A 19,506-nucleotide genomic window follows, 5' to 3' on the forward strand; every position below is an offset into this window, starting at 1 on the left:
TTCAAAATAAATTGCGAAATTAAGGATTTTTGTTTAACCTGATAATGAACAAGCTAAAAATATAAAGTAGCTTGACTATAAGATTGTATGGCTTTTACTTTATTGAGATAATTTAATCCGTCAAGGAGAAAATGCCTAAACCAACTAAAATAAGCTTGAATTGAGCATTAAAGTTATGGCGATATTATACTATATTTGTAGTCTAAATTGTAACAAACTATGTCATTTTCAGATTTATTCGATTCAGGTTCACATAGCAGAAACATTAGCCATTTTGCTTCTATTGTACGTTTAGCCGCTGTAGACGGTGAAATAAATGATGAAGAAAAAGCGGTTTTAGAGCGTTTGGCTAGAAAACTTGATATAAACGAAGAAGAATATAAGCTTATCTTAAAAAACCCTGAAAACATCCCATTTACAGCACCTAATACCAAGGTTAAACGTTTAGAACGTTTGTACGATTTACTCACCTTGGTTTTTGCTGATCATGAAATGGATGAACAAGAAGCTTTTATGATGAAACGCTATGGTATTGCCTTAGGTTTTTCTTCAGAAGACTCCAAAGCCATCATCAAGCGATCTATCGCTATTTTAGGGGGCAAGTTATCTTTTGATGATTACCTATACCTATTAGAAAAAGAATAAAGTAGGTTAACCTACTTTATTCTGCTTTTTGCATAAATTCTTCTGCTTTATTCACCATTTCTTCGCTTCCACAAAAGAAAGGTACTCTTTCGTGCAAACTCTCTGGCTGTATATCTAAGATTCGCGTAAAGCCATCACTTGCCTTACCTCCTGCTTGTTCGGCTATAAAAGCCATGGGGTTACACTCATATAGCAATCTTAATTTACCCTTTGTTGCCTTTTTGCTTTTAGGGTAAATATAAATACCACCCTTAATCATATTCCGATGAAAATCTGAGACCAAAGAGCCTATGTAACGAGCAGTATAAGGCCTATCTCCTTCTTCTGCTTGACAGTACTTTATATAATCTTTTACCCCTTGAGGAAACTGTGCATAATTCCCCTCATTCACCGAGTAAATATTTCCTGTTTTAGGAAAACGCATATTAGGATGCGACAAATAATAAGTACCTATAGCCGGATTCAAAGTAAAGCCATTTACCCCGTGCCCCGTGGTGTACACAAGCATTGTAGAAGTGCCATAAACAATATATCCTGCAGCTACTTGTTGATTACCTGGTTGTAAAAAATCTTCTTTGGTTACCGGTTGACCCATTGGGGTTACCCTACGGTACACAGAAAATATGGTTCCTACAGATACGTTCACATCAATATTTGAACTTCCGTCAAGCGGATCCATTAACAACACATATTTATTATTGTTGTCTTTATTCTGACCTTGAATGGTAATAAAATCATCGTTTTCTTCAGATGCAATACCACAAACTATCTCCCTATTGGTAATGGTTTGTATAAATTTTTCGTTGGCATAAACATCTAGTTTTTGCTGTTGCTCACCCTGAATATTGGTTTCACCCGCTGCCCCAGTAATGTCTACCAGACCCGCTTTATTCACCTCGTGATTAACCACTTTTGCAGCTAGACGAATTGCATTTATTAATCGAGATAATTCTCCCGATGAGTACTTGAACTCAGCCTGGTTTTCAATTATGAACTCCCCCAGGGTTTGGTTTTTTCTTACCATTTTGTCGACTTTATGTCGCAAAAATAGAAAAAAGACTTTGTAATCGCTATTTTTGTGTAAATCAAAATAAAAACTATGGAAACAAGCATAAGAAGAGCAACTAAAGAAGATATGGGAAGTGTACTGCGATTAATCAATGAATTAGCGGCTCACGAAAAGAAACCAAATGCAGTAATTTTGACCGAAGAGCAATTAAAGAAGGATGGTTTTGGCGACCAAAAAATGTTTACCTGTTTTTTAGCTGAGGCGGATGACCAAGTGGTTGGTATGGCTTTAGTGTACTATAGATACTCTACCTGGAAAGGAAAAACCGTACACCTAGAAGATCTTATAGTAAATGAAAATTATCGTGGTAAAGGTATTGGTATGCTCTTGTATAAACAAGTGATGCGTTTTGCACTAGACCAAGGTGTAAAACGAGTAGAATGGGTTGTGGGCGATTACAACACCAATGCGCTTGAATTTTACAAAAGTACAGGAGCTAGCATAATGACCGAATGGAATACGGTGCAGTTTGACGAAAAATCTATAAAAAACTTCTTAGCCAAATGATCATATTTAAGTTTGGCGGCGCCTCTGTAAAAGAGGCGGCTGGCGTCAAGAATATGGTTGAAATACTCAAAAAAACCGGCACCAAGGATAAACTGATTGTGGTTTCGGCAATGGGTAAAACTACTAATGCTTTAGAATTGGTAATTCAAAACTATTTTGAGTTCAATAAAATCGATTTAACTGAGGTTAAAAATTTTCATGCTCAGATTGCTCAGAATTTGTTTACCGATACCAATCATCCAATTTTTGTTACCTTAAACCAATATTGGAAAGAGTTAACCAGTTTTCTCGAGCAAAATTCATCTCAAGGTTACGATTTTGTTTATGATCAAGTTATTGGTTTTGGTGAGTTAATAAGTACAGCCATAATAAGCGCTTACCTTAATTCAGAAGAAATAAAAAACACTTGGATAGACGCACGAAAACTTATTAAAACCGATACTACCTATCGCGACGCTCAGGTGAATTGGGAAATCACACAAAAAAATATCAACCATCACATCAAACCCAACGAGTTATTTATAACTCAGGGGTTTATCGCATCGACTACCAATAATTGTACTACCACCTTGGGCCGAGAAGGAAGTGATTATTCTGCTGCCATTTTTGCTTATTGCCTAAATGCTAAAGAGGTAAGTATTTGGAAAGATGTTAGCGGTGTTTACAATGCAGATCCTCGTATTTTTAAAGACAGCATACAATTAAACCAAATCAATTACAACGAAGCTATAGAGTTAGCTTTTTACGGGGCTTCTGTGATACACCCTAAAACTATCCAGCCGCTTCAAAGAAAAGAGATTCCTTTAGTGGTGCGCTCATTTTATGATTTAACTTTACCAGGAACAAAGGTTAGTAACGGTCCTAAAATTGTACCTCAAGTACCATGTTTTATTGTAAAAGATGATCTCATATTACTATCCATTGCTACCAAAGACTTTTCATTCTTTGTAGAGCAAAATATGAGTGAGGTCTTTGCTCTGTTTCATGCTTTTCAAACCAAGGTAGATCTTATTCAAAATTCAGCCATAAGCTTTTCTGTAGTTATAGATAACAAATTCAAAAAATTTGATTTATTAATCGAAAATTTACAAAAACGATTCAGGGTAAGTTTTAATAAAGGTGTTAAATTATATACCTTGCGCCACGCTACGCCAGAGGCAATAAAAGCAACCGAAAAAGATAAGGTGGTTCTTCTAAAACAAGTGACGCGAGAAACGGCACAATTGGTTGTTCACGAAAATTTATAACTTAGCAAGTGATTATTCATTTATATTTGCTTTAAACTTATAGCACATGGGATTTGTTACCGCAAAAGAAGTTGCCAATGGCCTTAATCTAAAAAGATTTGGCGTTTTAGGTACAGCTATAGGGGCTGGGGTAATGAAAATTACCAAAATAAATAAGCTAAATAAAATTTACGACGATCGTTCGCATCTCGACGGGTTTGACTTTTTAGATTCTAGCCTAAAACATCTAGAAATCGATTTTGAAATTCCTGAAAAGGATTTAAAAAGAATCCCAAAAACAGGTCCGTTTATAAGCATTTCAAATCACCCACTTGGCGGTATAGATGGTATGATTTTGCTACATACCTTTATACAAAAGCGAGACGACTATAAGGTTATTGCTAATTTTTTATTGCATCGATTAAAGCCTTTAAAATCTTACATTATGCCTGTAAATCCTTTTGAAACGCGCAAAGACATCAAATCAAGTCTTAGCGGTTTAAAGGAAGCCATACAGCATTTAAAAGACGGTAACTGTCTAGGTATTTTTCCCGCTGGTGAGGTAAGCACTCAAAAAGAAGAAAACTCTATAGTAGACAGAGAATGGCTACCAGAGGCAATGAAATTAATTCAGAAATCTGGTGTACCTGTAGTTCCTGTTTATTTTCATGCCAAAAACAGTGCAAGTTTTTACCGCCTATCTAAATTAAACGATAGCCTTAGAACAGCAAAATTACCAGGTGAAATGCTGAGTCAAAAACACCGAAAAATAAAAGTTCGCATTGGCAACCCTATTAGTGTAGAACAACAACAAGCCTACCCTAACCTAGAAGATTTCACCCTCTTTTTGCGCAAGAAAACCTACATGCTTTCCAGTGCGTTTGATGACAAAAGGAGTTTATTAAAAAACATCCCTAAACAAATAAAATTTCCTGCCCGAGCTCCCAAAGCAATCGCTAAAGAAACCTCAGAGGTGTTAATGCAAAAAGAAATTAACTTTTGCCAAGAAAACGAAAAGCGTTTGCTAATTAGTAAAAATTATGAAGTATTTCTTGCCGAAAGAAAAGACATTCCCAATATCGTAAAAGAAATTGGACGCTTACGCGAAATCACATTTAGAGCCATTGGCGAAGGCACAAATAAATCTACAGATTTAGATGAGTTTGACGACTATTACCATCATCTTTTCTTGTATGACAACGAAACCCATAAAATTGTAGGCGCTTATAGAATGGGTTTTGGTGCTCAAATTTTCCCTAAGCATGGAATAAATGGCTTTTATCTGCAGCAACTTTTTCGCTTTGAGCCAGAACTACATAAAATGATGAGCGAATCTATAGAGATGGGCCGCGCTTTTATCGTCAAAGAGTACCAACAAAAACCTATGCCGCTTTTCTTACTTTGGAAAGGAATAGTGCACTGTACACTACGATTCCCCGAACACAAATACTTAATTGGTGGCGTAAGTATCAGTAATAAATTTTCGGACTTCTCAAAATCGATGATGATTGAGTTTATGAAATCACACTATTATGATCCCTATGTGGCCCAATATATTCGTCCTAAGAAGGAGTATAAAGTGAAATTAAAAGACGCCGATAAAGACTTTGTTTTTGATGCCAGTCAAGCTGATTTAAATAAATTTGACAAGCTAATTGATGAACTCGAACCCGATAGTTTACGTATGCCGGTACTCATAAAAAAATACATCAAACAGAATGCACGTGTTGCCGCTTTTAACGTTGATCCTTTATTCAATAATTCGGTAGATGGGCTGATGTACATTCGTATTGCCGATTTACCAGAGAGCACCGTAAAACCAGTGATGGAAGAATTGCAACTAGAACTTGAACAAAAAATAAATAAAGATCAAAATGAGCCTATTTAATAAATTGCTTGGCAATGCCAGTGAGATAGATGCCAATACTCTAACAGCAAAATACCAACAATTACTAGTTGGCAATGAAGTGGTTGAACTAGGCTTCAAACTTGTGCGTGACACTTTTATATTTACAGATAAGCGCTTAATTTTAATAGATATTCAAGGTTTAACCGGTAACAAAAGAGAATATTTAAGTATCCCCTACAAAAGCATTTCTCGGTTTTCGATTGAAACAGCGGGTACTTTCGATTTGGATGCAGAACTCAAAATCTGGATTTCTAGCGAGCAACAAGCTTCTATTAGTAAACAATTCAACAAGAAAATAGATATTTATAAGGTGCAGCAGTTTTTGGCAAGCAAAGTTTTTTAACATGCTTTAGCTTCTTTGTTAAAGCCTTGTTATTTAAATAAAAATTAATACAATTACGTGCGTTTCTTGTTACATTTAAATAAAAAAAAGAAATGAAACAAGAAAAAGTTTTAGTAGCAGGAGCTAACGGAAAAACAGGCAGAGAGATAGTTGCTTTATTAAAAAATCATGAAGATTATTCGCCCATTGCATTAATAAGAAAGCAAGAGCAACAAGCATTTTTTGATGGTATGCAAGTGGAAACCCGTTTAGGAGATTTAGAAGGCGATCTAGAACCAGCCGTACAAGAAATAGATCGGGTTATTTTTGCAGCCGGTTCTGGAAGCAAAACAGGAAAAGATAAGACAACAGCAGTAGATCAAAATGGCGCCATAAATCTTATCGATAGAGCTAAAGCTGCAGGAGTAAGAAAATTTGTGATGTTAAGCTCTATGGGTGCCGATGATCCAGGACAAAACAAAGAGCTAGAGCATTATCTTAATGCAAAGCAAAAAGCTGATGAGCACCTACAAGCTAGCTTTTTAGAATATACTATTGTAAGACCAGGAGCACTTACCGACGATGAAAAAACCAATAAGATTAAGGCGAAAAAGAAATTAAACCAATACGGTGAAATTTCACGAAAAGACGTCGCGCAAGTTTTAGTGGACAGCTTGCCTCCTAATATGCTTAAAAACAAAACCTTTGAAATTCTAAACGGAGAGTTAGCGACACCATTAGCCTTAGAACAAGTTGATTACGCTTAAAAAAATAAGTTCAAAATTATGGTAAAAGCAGTCTTAAACTAGACTGCTTTTACTTTTTTATATTTTGTTCGTATAGTGCTATCCACTCGTTCACTGTCATTTTTTGTGCCAACTCAGCAATTAAACCAAATGGAATCTGCTTTAGGTTTTTAAATCGTATGCAACTTTTACCTATATCTAGTTTGGTTTTTACATACTTGCCATACTCACCAACAAACCAATCTTTTAATGATTCTTTTGCATAAATCCCAGAATGATAAAGGCTTATGGAGTTTTTTTGTGAAGCGAAACTTAGAAAAGGGAGCGGTTCTTTTGGGTTACAATGGTAACCATCTGGATAAATGCTGTGTGGCACGTAATATCCAATCATACCATACTGCATACCTTCCTCAAAGCCTTCTAAATTATCAAGAATTACCTGCCGAAGTTTTTTTAAGGCTTCTTGCCTCTCTTCCAGGGCTTTTTTTATATAAGCCTCTGGTGTTTCTGCATTAGTGCCCATAATTATCTATTATAAATTTTCACCGTAATCCTTTTGTTAAAAATTGGCTTTTATTTTATTTGCTATAACTTGTGCTAGTTTAAGTTTACTTTCTAATGTCCAGCCTGCGATATGCGGGCTCAATAATACTTGATCTGCTTGGATAAGGTATTGAAAAGATTCGGGCAGCTGTTCCTCTTCATTGAAAAAATTTTCGAAAGAGGATTTTTCATATTCCAATACATCTAAGCCTGCTCCTAAAATTTTTCCCGATTTTAAGGCCTCGACTAAATCTTCTGTAACTACAGACTTACCCCTTGCGGTGTTTATCAACCAAAACGAATTTTGAAATTTCTGAATAAATGCAGCATCAACCATATTTTTTGTACTAGCGGTTAACGGGGTGTGCAAACTTAGAACCTGAGCTTTACTTTGCAATTCCTCTAAACTAACCTCAGCCGCAAAATCGTCTGATAAACCAGATTGGATATCGTGAAAAATCACCTCACAATCAAAACCGCTTAGCTTTTTAGCGAAAGCCTTTCCCATATTTCCGTAACCAATTATACCCACTGTTTTCCCTTCTAACTCGATTCCTCTATTAGCTTCTCGTTGCCATATTCCTTGCCGCACTTGAGCGTCTACTCTATTTAAATGATTGAATAAGCTCAACAACATACCTAACGCGTGCTCTCCCACCGCGTTTCGATTTCCTTCAGGTGCCGAAAACAATTTAATGCCTTTCTTTTCAGCGTAAGCTACATCTATATTTTCTAGGCCTGCTCCTAATCTTCCTATAAATTTTAAATTTTCAGCTTTTTCTAAAAATGCTTTATCTAGACTGAATCTGCTACGAATAATAATTCCATCATATTGTGCAATACTTTCTTGAATACTCTGCTTTGGCGAATCATAATCTTCATGATTTGTAAAACCATGGGCTTTTAATTCTTTAATCAATAAAGGGTGGTTGCGGTCTAAGTGTAAAACTTTATACATAATTAATCAAAAAAAGGTTGAGTTATACTTTCTATTATGCGTTGTGGTTTTTGTTTCTTTAAATCTATAAGGCACCAGAGGGTTTTGGCTTGGGCCAATAAAACCATATCTTTTTTAGCATAAATTTCTGTGCGCCTTTCACTTTTTACACCCTCATAATTGGCTATCCAAGTTTTTAGGTAGATCTCCTCTCCTAAGAAGGCAGGTTTTTTATATTCTATATAATGATTAAGCACTACCCAACCGTAATGTTCTTGAATACGCTTGGGTGCCGTAGCCTTCCAATGTTTTTCACCAACATCTTGCACCCATTGAAGATAGGCCACATTATTTACATGGTTCAAACTGTCTATCACATCACTTTTTACAAGTAAAGTATCAAAAAATGGAATAGGTTTCATAATATCGATTCGCTTAAATAGTTTTTTAGAGCAATATTAAATCCGTAAAGGAAATATTTAAAAGCCTAATATAAGTTTAGCAATACTAAAGTAAATTAAAATACCACAGATGTCATTGCTTGTAGTTATAAAAGGACCGGTTGCCATAGCTGGATCTATACCTTGTTTTTCTAAGATAATGGGGACAAAGGTACCTATTAAAGAAGCTGTAATAATCACCGAGACCAGAGAGACGCCCACTGTGAGTCCGAACTCAAAATTCAAACCAAGTAGTAGCATTCCGCCACCAATTAGTAAAATGGCTAAAACTGCACCATTTAATAAACTTAAACCAATTTCTTTTAAAAGCCTGTTCAACAATGAACCTCTTAGACTATTATTGGCCAAGCCTTGCAAAACAATGGCAGATGATTGTACTCCCACGTTACCTGCCATAGCGGCAATTAAGGGCACAAAAAAGAATAACTCTCCATGCTTTTCCATGGCGCTATCAAAGGTACCTAACACTTCTACACTTATAAATCCGCCTGCCAAGGCTAAAATAAGCCAGGGCAATCGTGCGCGGGTGAGTTGCCAGATGCTACTGCTAGACTCTACATCTTCGGAGATACCAGCCGCCATTTGGTAATCTCGCTCGGCCTCTTCTTTAATAAAATCAACCATATCATCAATGGTGATGCGACCTACTAGTTTTCCCATTTCATTTACCACAGGTATAGCTTCTAAGTCATATTTTTGCATAATTCTAGCCACTTCATCACCAGGGGTATGCACACTAACAAAATCTACTTTATCAATATAAACATCACTTATTTGAGCGTCACTAGGTGCGGTTAAAAGATCTTTTAAAGACAGCCTACCTTTTAAACGATCTTTGTTATCAACCACATAAATGGAGTGTACCCGGGTTACATACTCAGCCTGTTCTCGCATTTCGCTCATACAGCCCGTAACACTCCAGTTTTCGTTTACTTTTACTAACTCTTTGGCCATGAGTCCTCCGGCAGAGTCCTCATCATAGCGTAAAAGCTCTACAATATTATCGGCGTGTTCTTCGTCTTGGATATGACCAATAACCTCTTCTTTTAGGTTTTGGTCCAGTTCGGCTACAATATCTGCAGCGTCATCGGTATCCATTTCTTCGAGCTCGCCAGCAATCTCTTTAGCCGTAAGATTATTTAGAATTTTTTCTCGATCGTCTTCATCGAGTTCCATTAAAACTTCGGCTGTTTTATCAGTATTTAGAATTTTAATCACATAAGTAGCGTCATCTAGATCTAACTCTTCTAGTATCTCTGCGATATCTGCGTGATGAAGCTCTTCTAGATACAAGCGCAGCTCGGCGCTGTTTTGCGCCTGCACCCACTCTTCTATCTTTGCGATTAATTCTTTACTGATTTGAAACTGCATCTATAGCTATTTTTTGCGTTAATTCTATAAACTCTGTATAATGTAATTGTTCTGGTCTTTTATTAAAGATAGCTTCTTCACGTAAAGTATCTGACAACTGAAAGTTTTTTAGGCTGTTACGCAAGGTTTTTCTTCTCTGCTGGAAGGCTTGCTTTACCACTTTGAACAATAAACTTTCACTAACTGGTAATTCTTGCTTTTCTTTTCGACGCATATGAATGACGCCGCTATCTACTTTGGGTGGCGGATTAAATACACCTGGAGGCACGGTAAACAAGTATTGCGTCTCATAAAACACTTGTGTTAAAACCGATAAAATACCATACACCTTGCTACCGGGTTTTGCACAAATGCGTTGTGCAACTTCTTTCTGAAACATACCTGAAAATTCGGGTACAAATTGGCGTTGCTCTAATACCTTAAAAACGATTTGGGTAGATATGTTATAGGGGAAATTGCCTGTTATGCCCATTTCCTTGCCCTGATTCAAGGTGGCTAAATCGGCTTTTAAAAAGTCTTGCTCGCTAACTTTAAAATTTTGAAGTGGTAAATTGGGGTGATTTAAACCAAAGCCCGCTTCTAAGTAAGCTATAGACTCCCGGTCAATTTCTAATGCTAACACTTTTAAGTTGCGCTCTAGTAAATGTTTGGTTAAGACCCCTGTTCCTGGTCCAATCTCTACAACTAGATCATAATTTGCAGCTTCAAGCGTTTGAGCAATCTTTAGGGCTGTTTCTTCACTTTTGAGAAAGTGTTGTCCCAAATGTTTTTTGGCTTTTACCCCCGCGTGTTGCGCACGTGATTGCCCTTTTTTTCTATTTGGCTGCTTTTTTTTCATTGTTCATCGATTATGTGGAGCTCGGTGGTAAAGTACACAAATTTATCTTTAAATGGCATTGGGGTTTCGCCAAACGGATTTCTGTTTTTAACACGAAATGATTCTAGTTTTGTTTTGTTTGGTGCGGTATACTGAATTGAGTAGGTATAACCTCCCATCTCTTCTTCTACTAAAACTCGCGTCATTACCGCTTTAGAGAACGTGTCTAAGCTCAGCATCCGCGGCATATAAGTATGCTTAACCCAGTCTACCCAGGCTTCTTGAATATCTTCTTGTATATTAACGGTAATATTGAATATAAACATAGTATTAAAATTATTTAATCAAATCGCCTCTTAATTTTCTATATTTTTGTCTGGCCTCGTTAAAATATATACTATTTTCATGCTCAAACAACAGTTTTTCATAATAAGCTTTGGCCTTATTTTTATCTTTTAACTCCAGCTCATAAATTCTTGCTAGCGCATAAAGACTTTCATCTATATAAATACTCTTCTCCGTTAGGTTTAGGATACTTTTATACGTTGCTATGGCCTTTTCATATTTTGACAAATCCTCAAGCAAGCTGGCTTTTTTAAATAACGCATCATCTTCTATTTCTTCACCCACGTGTTCTTGCAAAATCTTTGCTAAAAGCGCTAAGGCTTCATTTGGTTTTTCTTGAAACGCTAATAAATCGGCTTTAGCGAAATGCTTTAAAGCTGTAAAAGTGGTGTCTAATACTGCATTGCTATTGGTGTTAATCAAAACACTTAATTGCAATGCGTCATTGGCAATAAACTTTGAAGTAGCTGTTTTTAAAACGTTTAGTTGCCTACTGGCCCATTCAAAATCACCTTGATAAAAACTGGTTTTAGCAATTTTAAATGTAGCTTCTTCTGCCAAAGCACTGTTGGGTAAGTCAAGCTGTACTTGTGAATAATAAATCAAGGCTTGGTTAAAATTATCGGTTTTAACCGCTACATCACCCAAACGCATTTTCACATGCCCCGCCGCAAATTTGTCTAAATTTAATTGGTTCAAGTTATCTAATTTCGCCTTAGCTTCTGCATAGGCTTTTGTTTTCAATAAGAAATCAGTGTAAAGCAAATGAATATCAAACCAGTCTTGTAACGGAAGGCTTTGGTACTTTTCAAACACTTGGTTAAAGAGCTGAGCTGTGACCTCAGACTCTGCGCGATTCATACTAAGGTCTAGTTTTAAATATTCTGCTTGTAAGATGCGGTAAATTTGATCTTCTTGCGCTATAACATAATTTAATATTTCTTGCGAGGTGGCATAGGCTGAATCTTTGGCTTGCTGAGCCAGGTTTAAAAAGCCTTGAATATTATCTTTTTGACTACGCAAATAGAGCGCTTTTTCTTGCGCAAAGGCTTTTTGAAAATCATTTTGTTGCACATAAAGCCAGCTTAACAGCTCGTTAAAAACCAGCATAGGTTTTTCTTGGTTTTTTGCTAGTATAGCCTGTTGTAGTTTTTTGTTGGCAGGGTTGTTGGCGTCTTCACTAATAAAATCTGAAAAGTTGCGCTTAACAGCAAACAAATAGTTGGGTTGATCTACGAGCAAATCTAGGTAGCTGCTAAACATTTTATCTAGATTTCCCTTCTCTCCATAAATTCTTGCCAACTCTATAGTAAACGAGCTGTTTGCACGTTGTTTTAGGGCCTCTTCATAGGTTTTTATAGCCCAATCTAGTAAAGCATATTGCTGAAACATTCTGCCAACGCTATAAGCATAACCCTGATTTTTTGAAACGCTTTCAATTGCCGATTGAAAGGCTTCTTGCGCCGCTTCATTATTATCTTGCAATTGATAATTGTGCCCGAGACTAACCAATAAATTAGGGTAAATTACCTTTGGTTTGTTTTGCCGTAACAACAAGTCTTCTGCCAGCTTATACTTTTCTAGTTCTTGATAAGTAGCTACTAATTTTTGAACGCTGCGCAGGTCTCTGCTGTTTTGGGCCACAAGCTTTTCAAAAACCGCTTGGGCTTTTTCAAATTCACCTTGATCAAAATAGTTTTCGCCCAATTGGTAAGATTGAGACCAAAGGGTAAATCCAAATAAAAATGCTATTATACTTGAAAATAGGCGCATACTGCTAAAATAGAAAATTGCCTGCAACTACGTTGTATATTTAGCAGTTTTTGTAGCGAATTATAACAAGCCCCAAGATTACAGCAAACAAGACTTGTTTTAAAATTCAGGTTATGCTACGCAATAGTGCTACCGTTGCTAACTTGAGCCTCATCTGGATTTACAAAAACCAATTCGCCCTGTGCGTTTTCGGTCATTAAAATCATTCCCTCGCTCAGCGTACCGCGTAATTTTCTAGGCGCTAGATTTACCAAAACCGTTACTTGTTTTCCTACTACCTCTTCTGGAGAGAAATGTTCTGCAATACCAGAAACAATGGTGCGGGTATCAAGACCAGTGTCTACCTTTAAAACCAATAGCTTTTTAGTTTTTGGCATTTTCTCTGCGCTCACAATGGTTCCCACTCGTAGATCTATTTTTGTGAAATCTTCAAAGGTAGCCGTTTCTTTTTGCTCCTCTACACTTTTTTGCTCGGCTTGGTTCATTCTTTTGGTATTCTCTAATTTCTCTAATTGTTTAGCTATGGCGTCGTCTTCAATTTTCTCAAATAAAAGACTAGCTTTACCAATAACATGTTGGGGCGCTAGTAACGCTTCCGCGGAAGCGATTTGCGGCCAAGAAATATTCTTTTTTAAATTTAAAATGGTCGAGAGCTTTTTGGCGGTAAATGGTAAAAATGGCTGACAAATACTAGAAAGGGCTGCAGCGACCTGCAATGCTACATACATTACCGTTTTTGTTCTAGCCTCATCGGTTTTAATGGTTTTCCAAGGTTCTTCATCTGCCAGATATTTATTTCCTAAACGAGCCACATTCATCATTTCGGCTTGAGCTTCTCTAAATCTATATTTCTCTATAGAGCTCGCAATAACGGCAGGATAAGCGCGTAACTCGGCCAGTATATTTTCATCGGTTTCATTTAGTTGCCCAGGCTGAGGCACCTCTGCATCATAATACTTATGGGTTAACACCACTACCCGGTTGATGAAATTACCTAAAATAGCTACCAATTCACTGTTATTGCGCTGCTGAAAATCTTTCCAAGTAAAATCGTTATCTTTGGTTTCTGGCGCATTAGCTGTGAGCACATAGCGCAAAACATCTTCTTTACCCGGAAAATCTTCTAGGTATTCATGCAACCACACTGCCCAATTTTTAGAGGTAGAAAGCTTGTTGCCTTCTAGGTTTAAAAATTCATTAGCAGGAACGTTATCGGGAAGTATATAACTTCCTTCGGCTTTAAGCATGCTTGGAAATATAATACAGTGAAAAACAATATTGTCTTTTCCTATAAAATGAACCAGCTTGGTATCTTGATCTTTCCAGTAAGGCTCCCAGTCTTTGTTTTCTCTGGCCGCCCATTCTTTTGTAGCCGAAATGTAACCAATAGGAGCATCAAACCATACATACAGTACTTTTCCTTCTCCTCCGGCAACGGGAACAGGAATTCCCCAATCTAAATCTCGGGTAACCGCTCTTGGTCGAAGACCATCGTCTATCCAAGACTTACACTGCCCATAAACATTGGGTTTCCAGTCTTTTTTATGACTATCTAGAATCCATTCTTTTAGCCAAGGCTCGTATTGATCTAGTGGTAAAAACCAATGTTTGGTTTCTTTAAGCACAGGGACATTACCGGTAATGGCCGATTTAGGATTGATTAAATCGGTTGCGTTGTGTGAAGTTCCGCATTTCTCACACTGGTCGCCATAACTTTCTTCGTTTCCACATTTAGGGCAGGTTCCTATGACAAAACGATCGGCTAAAAATTGTTTAGCCTCATCATCATACAATTGTTGGGTAACTTCCTCGATAAACTTTCCTTCTTTATAAAGTTTTTCAAAAAAAGCAGCGGCGGTTTCGTGATGTATTTTGGCCGAGGTACGGGAATAATTATCAAATGCAATTCCAAAATCTTGAAAAGATTTTCTTATGATGCCATCGTATTTATCGACCACGTCTTGCGGACTTACGCCTTCTTTTTTGGCTTTTATGGTAATGGGCACACCGTGTTCATCGCTACCACAAACAAACACCACGTCTTTACCCTGCATTTTAAGGTAACGCGCATAAATGTCTGCGGGAACATAAACGCCAGCCAAATGACCTATATGAATAGGACCGTTGGTGTAGGGCAAAGCTGCGGTAATGGTGTATCTTTTTGGTGTGCTCATAGTCTACTTAAATTTAGCTGCAAAGGTACATAAAGCGAATTGTATTCTAAATTACATTGTTTATAAAATAAAAAAAACTATGAAGAATATTTTAAAAAGTATATATTTATGCGAATAAGTTATATATTTACGCCATTAATAATAACTTAATAGAATTATGAAAAAAATTAATTTTTTACTGTTAATTTTCTGCGTTAGCTTTGGTCTAATTTCGTGTAGTAGCGATGATGACGGGGCTTCTACAAGCGACCGTATGATTGTTGACGGCACCTCTTACGAATTAGAAAGTGCCATTATTTCAAATTATGGTAGCTTTGATGGGGTAAGTAATTTTGACCTCGCACTTGTGTCTTCAGATGTTATAAAAGCTGGCAATGTTTATCTTCCAGAACAAGAAAAAGTATCTGCGCTTTATTTTGAGCTATACACCGAAGTTGCAGACCAGCTGCCTTTGGGCACGTACACCTTTGATGATAACGAAACAGCGGGTACTTTCTCTGCTAATTCAATGTTATTAATCACTAATAATTGGGCCAATGAAGATGATGCAGAATATATAGGTTCTTTAGCCTCAGGAACTATTGAAGTTTTAAAAAACGGGCCAACTGAATATGAGTTCACTTTTGACGTGACCACTACAGATGGTAAAAAAGTTACCGGGTATTTTAAAGATAATGATGTTTACCTAGAGGATGATTCTTGGGATAGACCTTCGGCAGAAAAACAAAAAGGATTTTTCAACTAGATTTAAATGAAATTGGTAGCCATTTGAACACCGAATAGCGCAATTTAAAGAGCATCCGACTTTCGGAAATTGAAAGAAAAATAGTAAATTGACTCTCTGAAAGTGAAGAATGAAAACCAGCAGGTCTAAAGTGGATAGCCCACGACCTAAACTATAATGACCTTAAACTTATAGCGTTTAGATTTTTAAGCAATAAATACAAAAGAGATGAAAAATGTGTTTTTTGCACTAGCGTTTATGCTAGTAGGAACGTTTGCTTTTGCAAATACAGAAGTCACTTCAGAAAATGATTTATTATTTTCTAGATGTTGCGAAATAACATTAGTTGATATTGCTACTTGTGACTCAGTTACAGTAACTGCCTGTAGAACAACAATTACTGAAGCCTGTGATGCAGCTTACACCAAAGCCAAAGCAGCAGTTTCTACAATTGGCGATTAATTTAAAAGAAAAAGGTATGGGTCAAGACCCATACCTTTTTACAAACAAAATGTATATTATGAAAAAACTATTTTTTGCCCTTATATTTTTACCTTTAATAATTAATTCGCAAAATTTTAAAATCAAATATGAATATGAAGTTCCTAATGGCGCAAGAATTTATTATGAGCTTAAGACAAATGGCGAATACTCTGAATTTAGTAATTTGATGGCAACGGAAAGTGATAAACAAAATGTCACTCTTTACTCTAATGATAAAAAGTTTTTTGTTTTAAAAGATTTGAAGGATAATCTATTGATTTCAACTGATTTTTTGGGTAGGAAAAGAATTATAATCAAAGACTCTTTAAATATATTAAATTGGCAATTAGTAAACAACTCAAATAAAACCATACTAGGAATTGAATGCGAAATGGCTAAAGCTAGTTTTAGAGGTAGAAATTATATAGCTTATTATAATCCGAATATAAAGATTCAAGATGGACCTTGGAAATTTCAAGGTCTACCCGGTTTGATTTTGGAAATTTACTCAGAAGATGATGAATATCGTTATCAAGCAATCGAAATTAGTAAAATACCAACCTTTCCTGTGCAAAAAATAAATTATCCAAAAGATAATTTATATAGCTGGTCTAGCTTCAAGCAATTATATATTAATTATGTAGACAACTTAATTAGTTATTTTAAAACCGAAAAAAAAGAAACAGGATTTACCGATTACTATAAAATAAATAAACCTGAAATAATACACGAAAAGGCACAAACAGGTAATGGTATTGAATATTAAAAAATTTATTTTTGGGCTACTCTTTATATTTAGTTATGCAATTAGTTATTCACAAACCTTAACGGGATTTGTAAGAGATGCTAAAACTAATTCCCCACTTACATCATATATTATTATAAGTGAATCTAATAAAAACCGCTCTCAATCTGAATTCATTAACGTTAGAAATGAAACCTTCAATTATACATTAAAAAACATATATGGTAATTTTTCAATTATAGCAAGTAGTAATGGTTATATTTCAGACACTATCTACATAAATAATACAATAAAACAAAAAAAATATAAATTAGAATTCTACCTAAAAAAAAATATATTAAATGAATTAGATGAAGTTATTGTAATCGCAAAAAGAAAGCTTTATTCTGTAAGTAAAGATACAATCTCTTTTAGTGTTTCTCGATATGCTGATGGTAGTGAACGTAAAATTGAAGAAGTCATAAAAAAATTGCCTGGCGTAGAAGTCAATGAACAATCAGGAGAAATAAAATACAGAGGAAAGTCTATTCAAACGGTTACTTTAGACGGTGATAACCTATTTGATTTTAATTATACATTGGGTACTAAGAACATCAATGTAGATATGGTAGAACAAGTAGAAGCCATAGATAATTATGCAGAAAACCCGCTTTTAAAAGGTATAGAACAAGGGGGTAAAGTTTCTCTAAATTTAAAATTAAAAAAAGGGAAAGTAGATGTTTCGGGCAACTTAGATTTTGGTAGTGGTTGGTTTAATGGTGGAGACCAAGCTTATAATATTTCTTCAAATATTTTAGGTATAACTAAAACCTATAAATCTTTTGCTACCTTATCTTACAATAATGTTGGTGTTAATCAAACACCTTTCGACTATTTTGGGTTTAGTTTTAATGTTGAACAGCAGAAAGAACAAAACTATTTCGCAGAAAAAATAATACCCGAAACTCGTTTTTCAAATTTATTAGAAGATAGAAGGGCCAATATTAACCATCAGTTTTTTGGGAATTACAATGCTATTTTTAAAATTAACCCTAAGTTGAGTGTTAAAACAAATTTGTATTATTTGCAAGATAGAATTACGACAAACCAACTTTTTCAAAATGATTTTCAGATAAATAATGATGTATTTACAACAACAGATAATACTTTTATAACTAAAAAGCCACAACAATATCGTGGGGATTTAGAGATAAAATACAATACCTCTAAAACTTCTTTATTAGAATATAATTTAAGACTACGTCAAGAAAATATAGAAACGCCAACTCGGGTAATTCAAAACCAAACTGATGAGTTTTCTACATTTTTAAATACCGAAGATTTTTATTTTAAGCAGGATTTATTATGGACAAAAAAGCTTTCTGATAAAAAAGCCTTACAAGTTTCATTATTTCATTCATTTAATGATTTGCCACAAACCTTTAGCATAACACCATCGCTTTTTGATGAAGATGCTTTAATGGATACACAAGATAGTGAGTTTAAAAGGACATTTTTAGAAGGAAAAGCAACTTATCTGGGGTCAGGAAAAAGAGATAAATATACCTTTACTTTAGGGGCAAATTTAAATTACTCACCATTTCTTTCAAGACTCTATAATTCAGAAGAAATCATTTCAGAAAATAACTTTGATTACACTCAAAATAACATTTTCAATACAGGCGTATATAATTTTAATCGGGGAAAATGGCAAATTTCGCCGTCTTATTCTTTGAGAGTTTTAAATCAAAATTTAGAACAAAATCTTCAAAATAACGAACAAAGCCAAAATGATTTCATTATTGAACCTGCTTTAAACTTAAAATACAAATTAAATTCTGTTTCCTTTTTGTCTGGTAATTTAGGTTATAATCAGAATACGAATGCAGAGCAGTTTTTTTTCTTAAACCAAGTATTGATTAACAATAGGACAACTATTAGCAATTTACCAAGTTTAGAATTACAAAATAGTCAGAGATACAGTTTGCTGTATTTTAATAATGATTTGTATAATCAGTTTCAGCTCAACGCTAATATCAGTTACCAAAAATCAACGGGTAACTTTTTCACCAATCAAAACATCACAGCAACTACTACCCAAATAGAATATTTCTTTTTACCTCAAGACAACAGCAGTTGGAATATAAATATGCAAGTTTCAAAATATATTCCATTTATTGAGTCTACACTTAAATTGAAAAGTAATTATATCTTATCTAACTTTAGAAATATTGTAAATAATTCAGATTTACGACAAAATGAAAACCAATTTCTAAGCAACTCATTTTTTTGGAAAACCGCTTTTGAAATCCCTTTGAATTTTGAAAATACTTTTAGTTATCGATATTCTAATTCAAAAAGTGAAAATCAATCGGCTTTCATTAATAAATCTTGGCAAAATACTTTCAAAATAATATTAAAACCCAATAGAAAATGGTTTGTAATATTGTCATCGGATTATTATTTACCTAACACCAAACAATCTGATGAGCAATTTTTCTTTTTAGATGCTACATTAAGGCATAGACCTAAAAGCAAAAAATGGGATGCGAGTTTTACGATGCGAAATATTACCAATGAGAATAATTTTGAACAGGTGCAAACATCAGATATCTCAACAACAATATTTAGAAGTAACTTATTGCCCCGCTATTTTTTATTGAATCTATCGTGGAATTTTTAATTGAATAAAAAGCACACACAATCCCTTAGCTTGCCAAGTTAAGGGAT

At 35.2% G+C, this 19,506-nt stretch carries 19 protein-coding genes; 10 read left to right on the forward strand and 9 right to left on the reverse strand.

Annotation, left to right across the window (positions count from 1 at the left end; translation table 11 throughout):
* The first annotated feature begins 219 nt into the window (after nt 1-219).
* Complete coding sequence (locus ACH2AZ_RS02360; RefSeq protein WP_394906473.1) at nt 220-645, forward strand: TerB family tellurite resistance protein; 426 nt, start codon at nt 220-222, stop codon at nt 643-645.
* Nucleotides 646-661: 16 nt separating this feature from the next.
* On the opposite strand, the gene fbp is transcribed toward ACH2AZ_RS02360, so the two are convergent.
* Complete coding sequence (gene fbp / locus ACH2AZ_RS02365) at nt 662-1,669, reverse strand: class 1 fructose-bisphosphatase (RefSeq protein WP_379047542.1); 1,008 nt, start codon at nt 1,667-1,669, stop codon at nt 662-664.
* A 75-nt stretch (nt 1,670-1,744) separates the two neighbouring features.
* Between fbp and ACH2AZ_RS02370 the strand changes: the two genes are divergently transcribed.
* From ACH2AZ_RS02370 to ACH2AZ_RS02390, 5 genes are all read left to right on the forward strand, one after another.
* Nucleotides 1,745-2,221: a GNAT family N-acetyltransferase gene (locus ACH2AZ_RS02370; RefSeq protein ID WP_379047540.1), complete on the forward strand. Its 477-nt coding sequence runs from the start codon at nt 1,745-1,747 to the stop codon at nt 2,219-2,221.
* Entirely contained in the window at nt 2,218-3,468 is a 1,251-nt protein-coding gene (locus ACH2AZ_RS02375) for an aspartate kinase (protein WP_394906474.1), read from the forward strand. Before ACH2AZ_RS02370 ends, ACH2AZ_RS02375 begins: the two co-directional genes overlap by 4 nt.
* 46 nt (nt 3,469-3,514) lie before the next feature.
* Entirely contained in the window at nt 3,515-5,335 is a 1,821-nt protein-coding gene (locus tag ACH2AZ_RS02380; RefSeq protein WP_379047534.1) for a GNAT family N-acyltransferase, read from the forward strand.
* Nucleotides 5,322-5,699 carry a PH domain-containing protein gene (locus ACH2AZ_RS02385; protein WP_394906475.1) on the forward strand — a complete coding sequence of 126 codons (378 nt, stop codon included), beginning with the start codon at nt 5,322-5,324 and terminating at the stop codon, nt 5,697-5,699. Before ACH2AZ_RS02380 ends, ACH2AZ_RS02385 begins: the two co-directional genes overlap by 14 nt.
* A gap of 92 nt (nt 5,700-5,791) precedes the next feature.
* Nucleotides 5,792-6,445: an SDR family oxidoreductase gene (locus ACH2AZ_RS02390; protein ID WP_394906476.1), complete on the forward strand. Its 654-nt coding sequence runs from the start codon at nt 5,792-5,794 to the stop codon at nt 6,443-6,445.
* Nucleotides 6,446-6,494: 49 nt separating this feature from the next.
* On the opposite strand, the gene ACH2AZ_RS02395 is transcribed toward ACH2AZ_RS02390, so the two are convergent.
* From ACH2AZ_RS02395 to metG, 8 genes are all read right to left on the reverse strand, one after another.
* Nucleotides 6,495-6,947 carry a DUF1801 domain-containing protein gene (locus ACH2AZ_RS02395; protein ID WP_394906477.1) on the reverse strand — a complete coding sequence of 151 codons (453 nt, stop codon included), beginning with the start codon at nt 6,945-6,947 and terminating at the stop codon, nt 6,495-6,497.
* A 36-nt stretch (nt 6,948-6,983) separates the two neighbouring features.
* Entirely contained in the window at nt 6,984-7,925 is a 942-nt protein-coding gene (locus ACH2AZ_RS02400; protein WP_394906478.1) for a 2-hydroxyacid dehydrogenase, read from the reverse strand.
* A gap of 2 nt (nt 7,926-7,927) precedes the next feature.
* Nucleotides 7,928-8,326, reverse strand: a complete 399-nt coding sequence (locus ACH2AZ_RS02405; protein WP_394906479.1) for an acyl-CoA thioesterase — start codon at nt 8,324-8,326, stop codon at nt 7,928-7,930.
* A 57-nt stretch (nt 8,327-8,383) separates the two neighbouring features.
* Nucleotides 8,384-9,736, reverse strand: a complete 1,353-nt coding sequence (mgtE, locus tag ACH2AZ_RS02410) for a magnesium transporter (RefSeq protein WP_394906480.1) — start codon at nt 9,734-9,736, stop codon at nt 8,384-8,386.
* The gene (gene rsmA / locus ACH2AZ_RS02415; protein ID WP_394906481.1) at nt 9,717-10,574 is read right to left on the reverse strand and encodes a 16S rRNA (adenine(1518)-N(6)/adenine(1519)-N(6))-dimethyltransferase RsmA; all 858 of its coding nucleotides are present in this window, start codon (nt 10,572-10,574) and stop codon (nt 9,717-9,719) included. Before rsmA ends, mgtE begins: the two co-directional genes overlap by 20 nt.
* Entirely contained in the window at nt 10,571-10,879 is a 309-nt protein-coding gene (locus ACH2AZ_RS02420) for a DUF4286 family protein (protein ID WP_394906482.1), read from the reverse strand. Before ACH2AZ_RS02420 ends, rsmA begins: the two co-directional genes overlap by 4 nt.
* Before the next feature lie 10 nt (nt 10,880-10,889).
* Nucleotides 10,890-12,671, reverse strand: coding sequence for a tetratricopeptide repeat protein (locus ACH2AZ_RS02425; RefSeq protein WP_394906483.1), 1,782 nt, complete (start codon nt 12,669-12,671; stop codon nt 10,890-10,892).
* A 116-nt stretch (nt 12,672-12,787) separates the two neighbouring features.
* Nucleotides 12,788-14,845 carry a methionine--tRNA ligase gene (gene metG / locus ACH2AZ_RS02430; protein WP_394906484.1) on the reverse strand — a complete coding sequence of 686 codons (2,058 nt, stop codon included), beginning with the start codon at nt 14,843-14,845 and terminating at the stop codon, nt 12,788-12,790.
* A gap of 157 nt (nt 14,846-15,002) precedes the next feature.
* Here metG and ACH2AZ_RS02435 point away from each other — a divergent pair, with 157 nt between their 5' ends.
* The 4 genes from ACH2AZ_RS02435 (at nt 15,003) to ACH2AZ_RS02450 (ending at nt 19,459) form a co-directional block, all read left to right on the forward strand.
* Complete coding sequence (locus ACH2AZ_RS02435) at nt 15,003-15,590, forward strand: hypothetical protein (protein ID WP_394906485.1); 588 nt, start codon at nt 15,003-15,005, stop codon at nt 15,588-15,590.
* A 207-nt stretch (nt 15,591-15,797) separates the two neighbouring features.
* Entirely contained in the window at nt 15,798-16,031 is a 234-nt protein-coding gene (locus ACH2AZ_RS02440) for a hypothetical protein (protein ID WP_394906486.1), read from the forward strand.
* Nucleotides 15,982-16,818: a GLPGLI family protein gene (locus ACH2AZ_RS02445; RefSeq protein ID WP_394906764.1), complete on the forward strand. Its 837-nt coding sequence runs from the start codon at nt 15,982-15,984 to the stop codon at nt 16,816-16,818. Before ACH2AZ_RS02440 ends, ACH2AZ_RS02445 begins: the two co-directional genes overlap by 50 nt.
* Nucleotides 16,808-19,459, forward strand: coding sequence for a hypothetical protein (locus ACH2AZ_RS02450; RefSeq protein ID WP_394906487.1), 2,652 nt, complete (start codon nt 16,808-16,810; stop codon nt 19,457-19,459). The genes ACH2AZ_RS02445 and ACH2AZ_RS02450 overlap by 11 nt, the downstream gene beginning before the upstream one ends.
* The last annotated feature ends 47 nt before the right edge of the window (nt 19,460-19,506 follow it).

The sequence above is a fragment of the uncultured Mesonia sp. genome, assembly GCA_947499595.1.
In the GTDB taxonomy this organism is placed as follows: Bacteria; Bacteroidota; Bacteroidia; order Flavobacteriales; family Flavobacteriaceae; genus Mesonia; species Mesonia sediminis.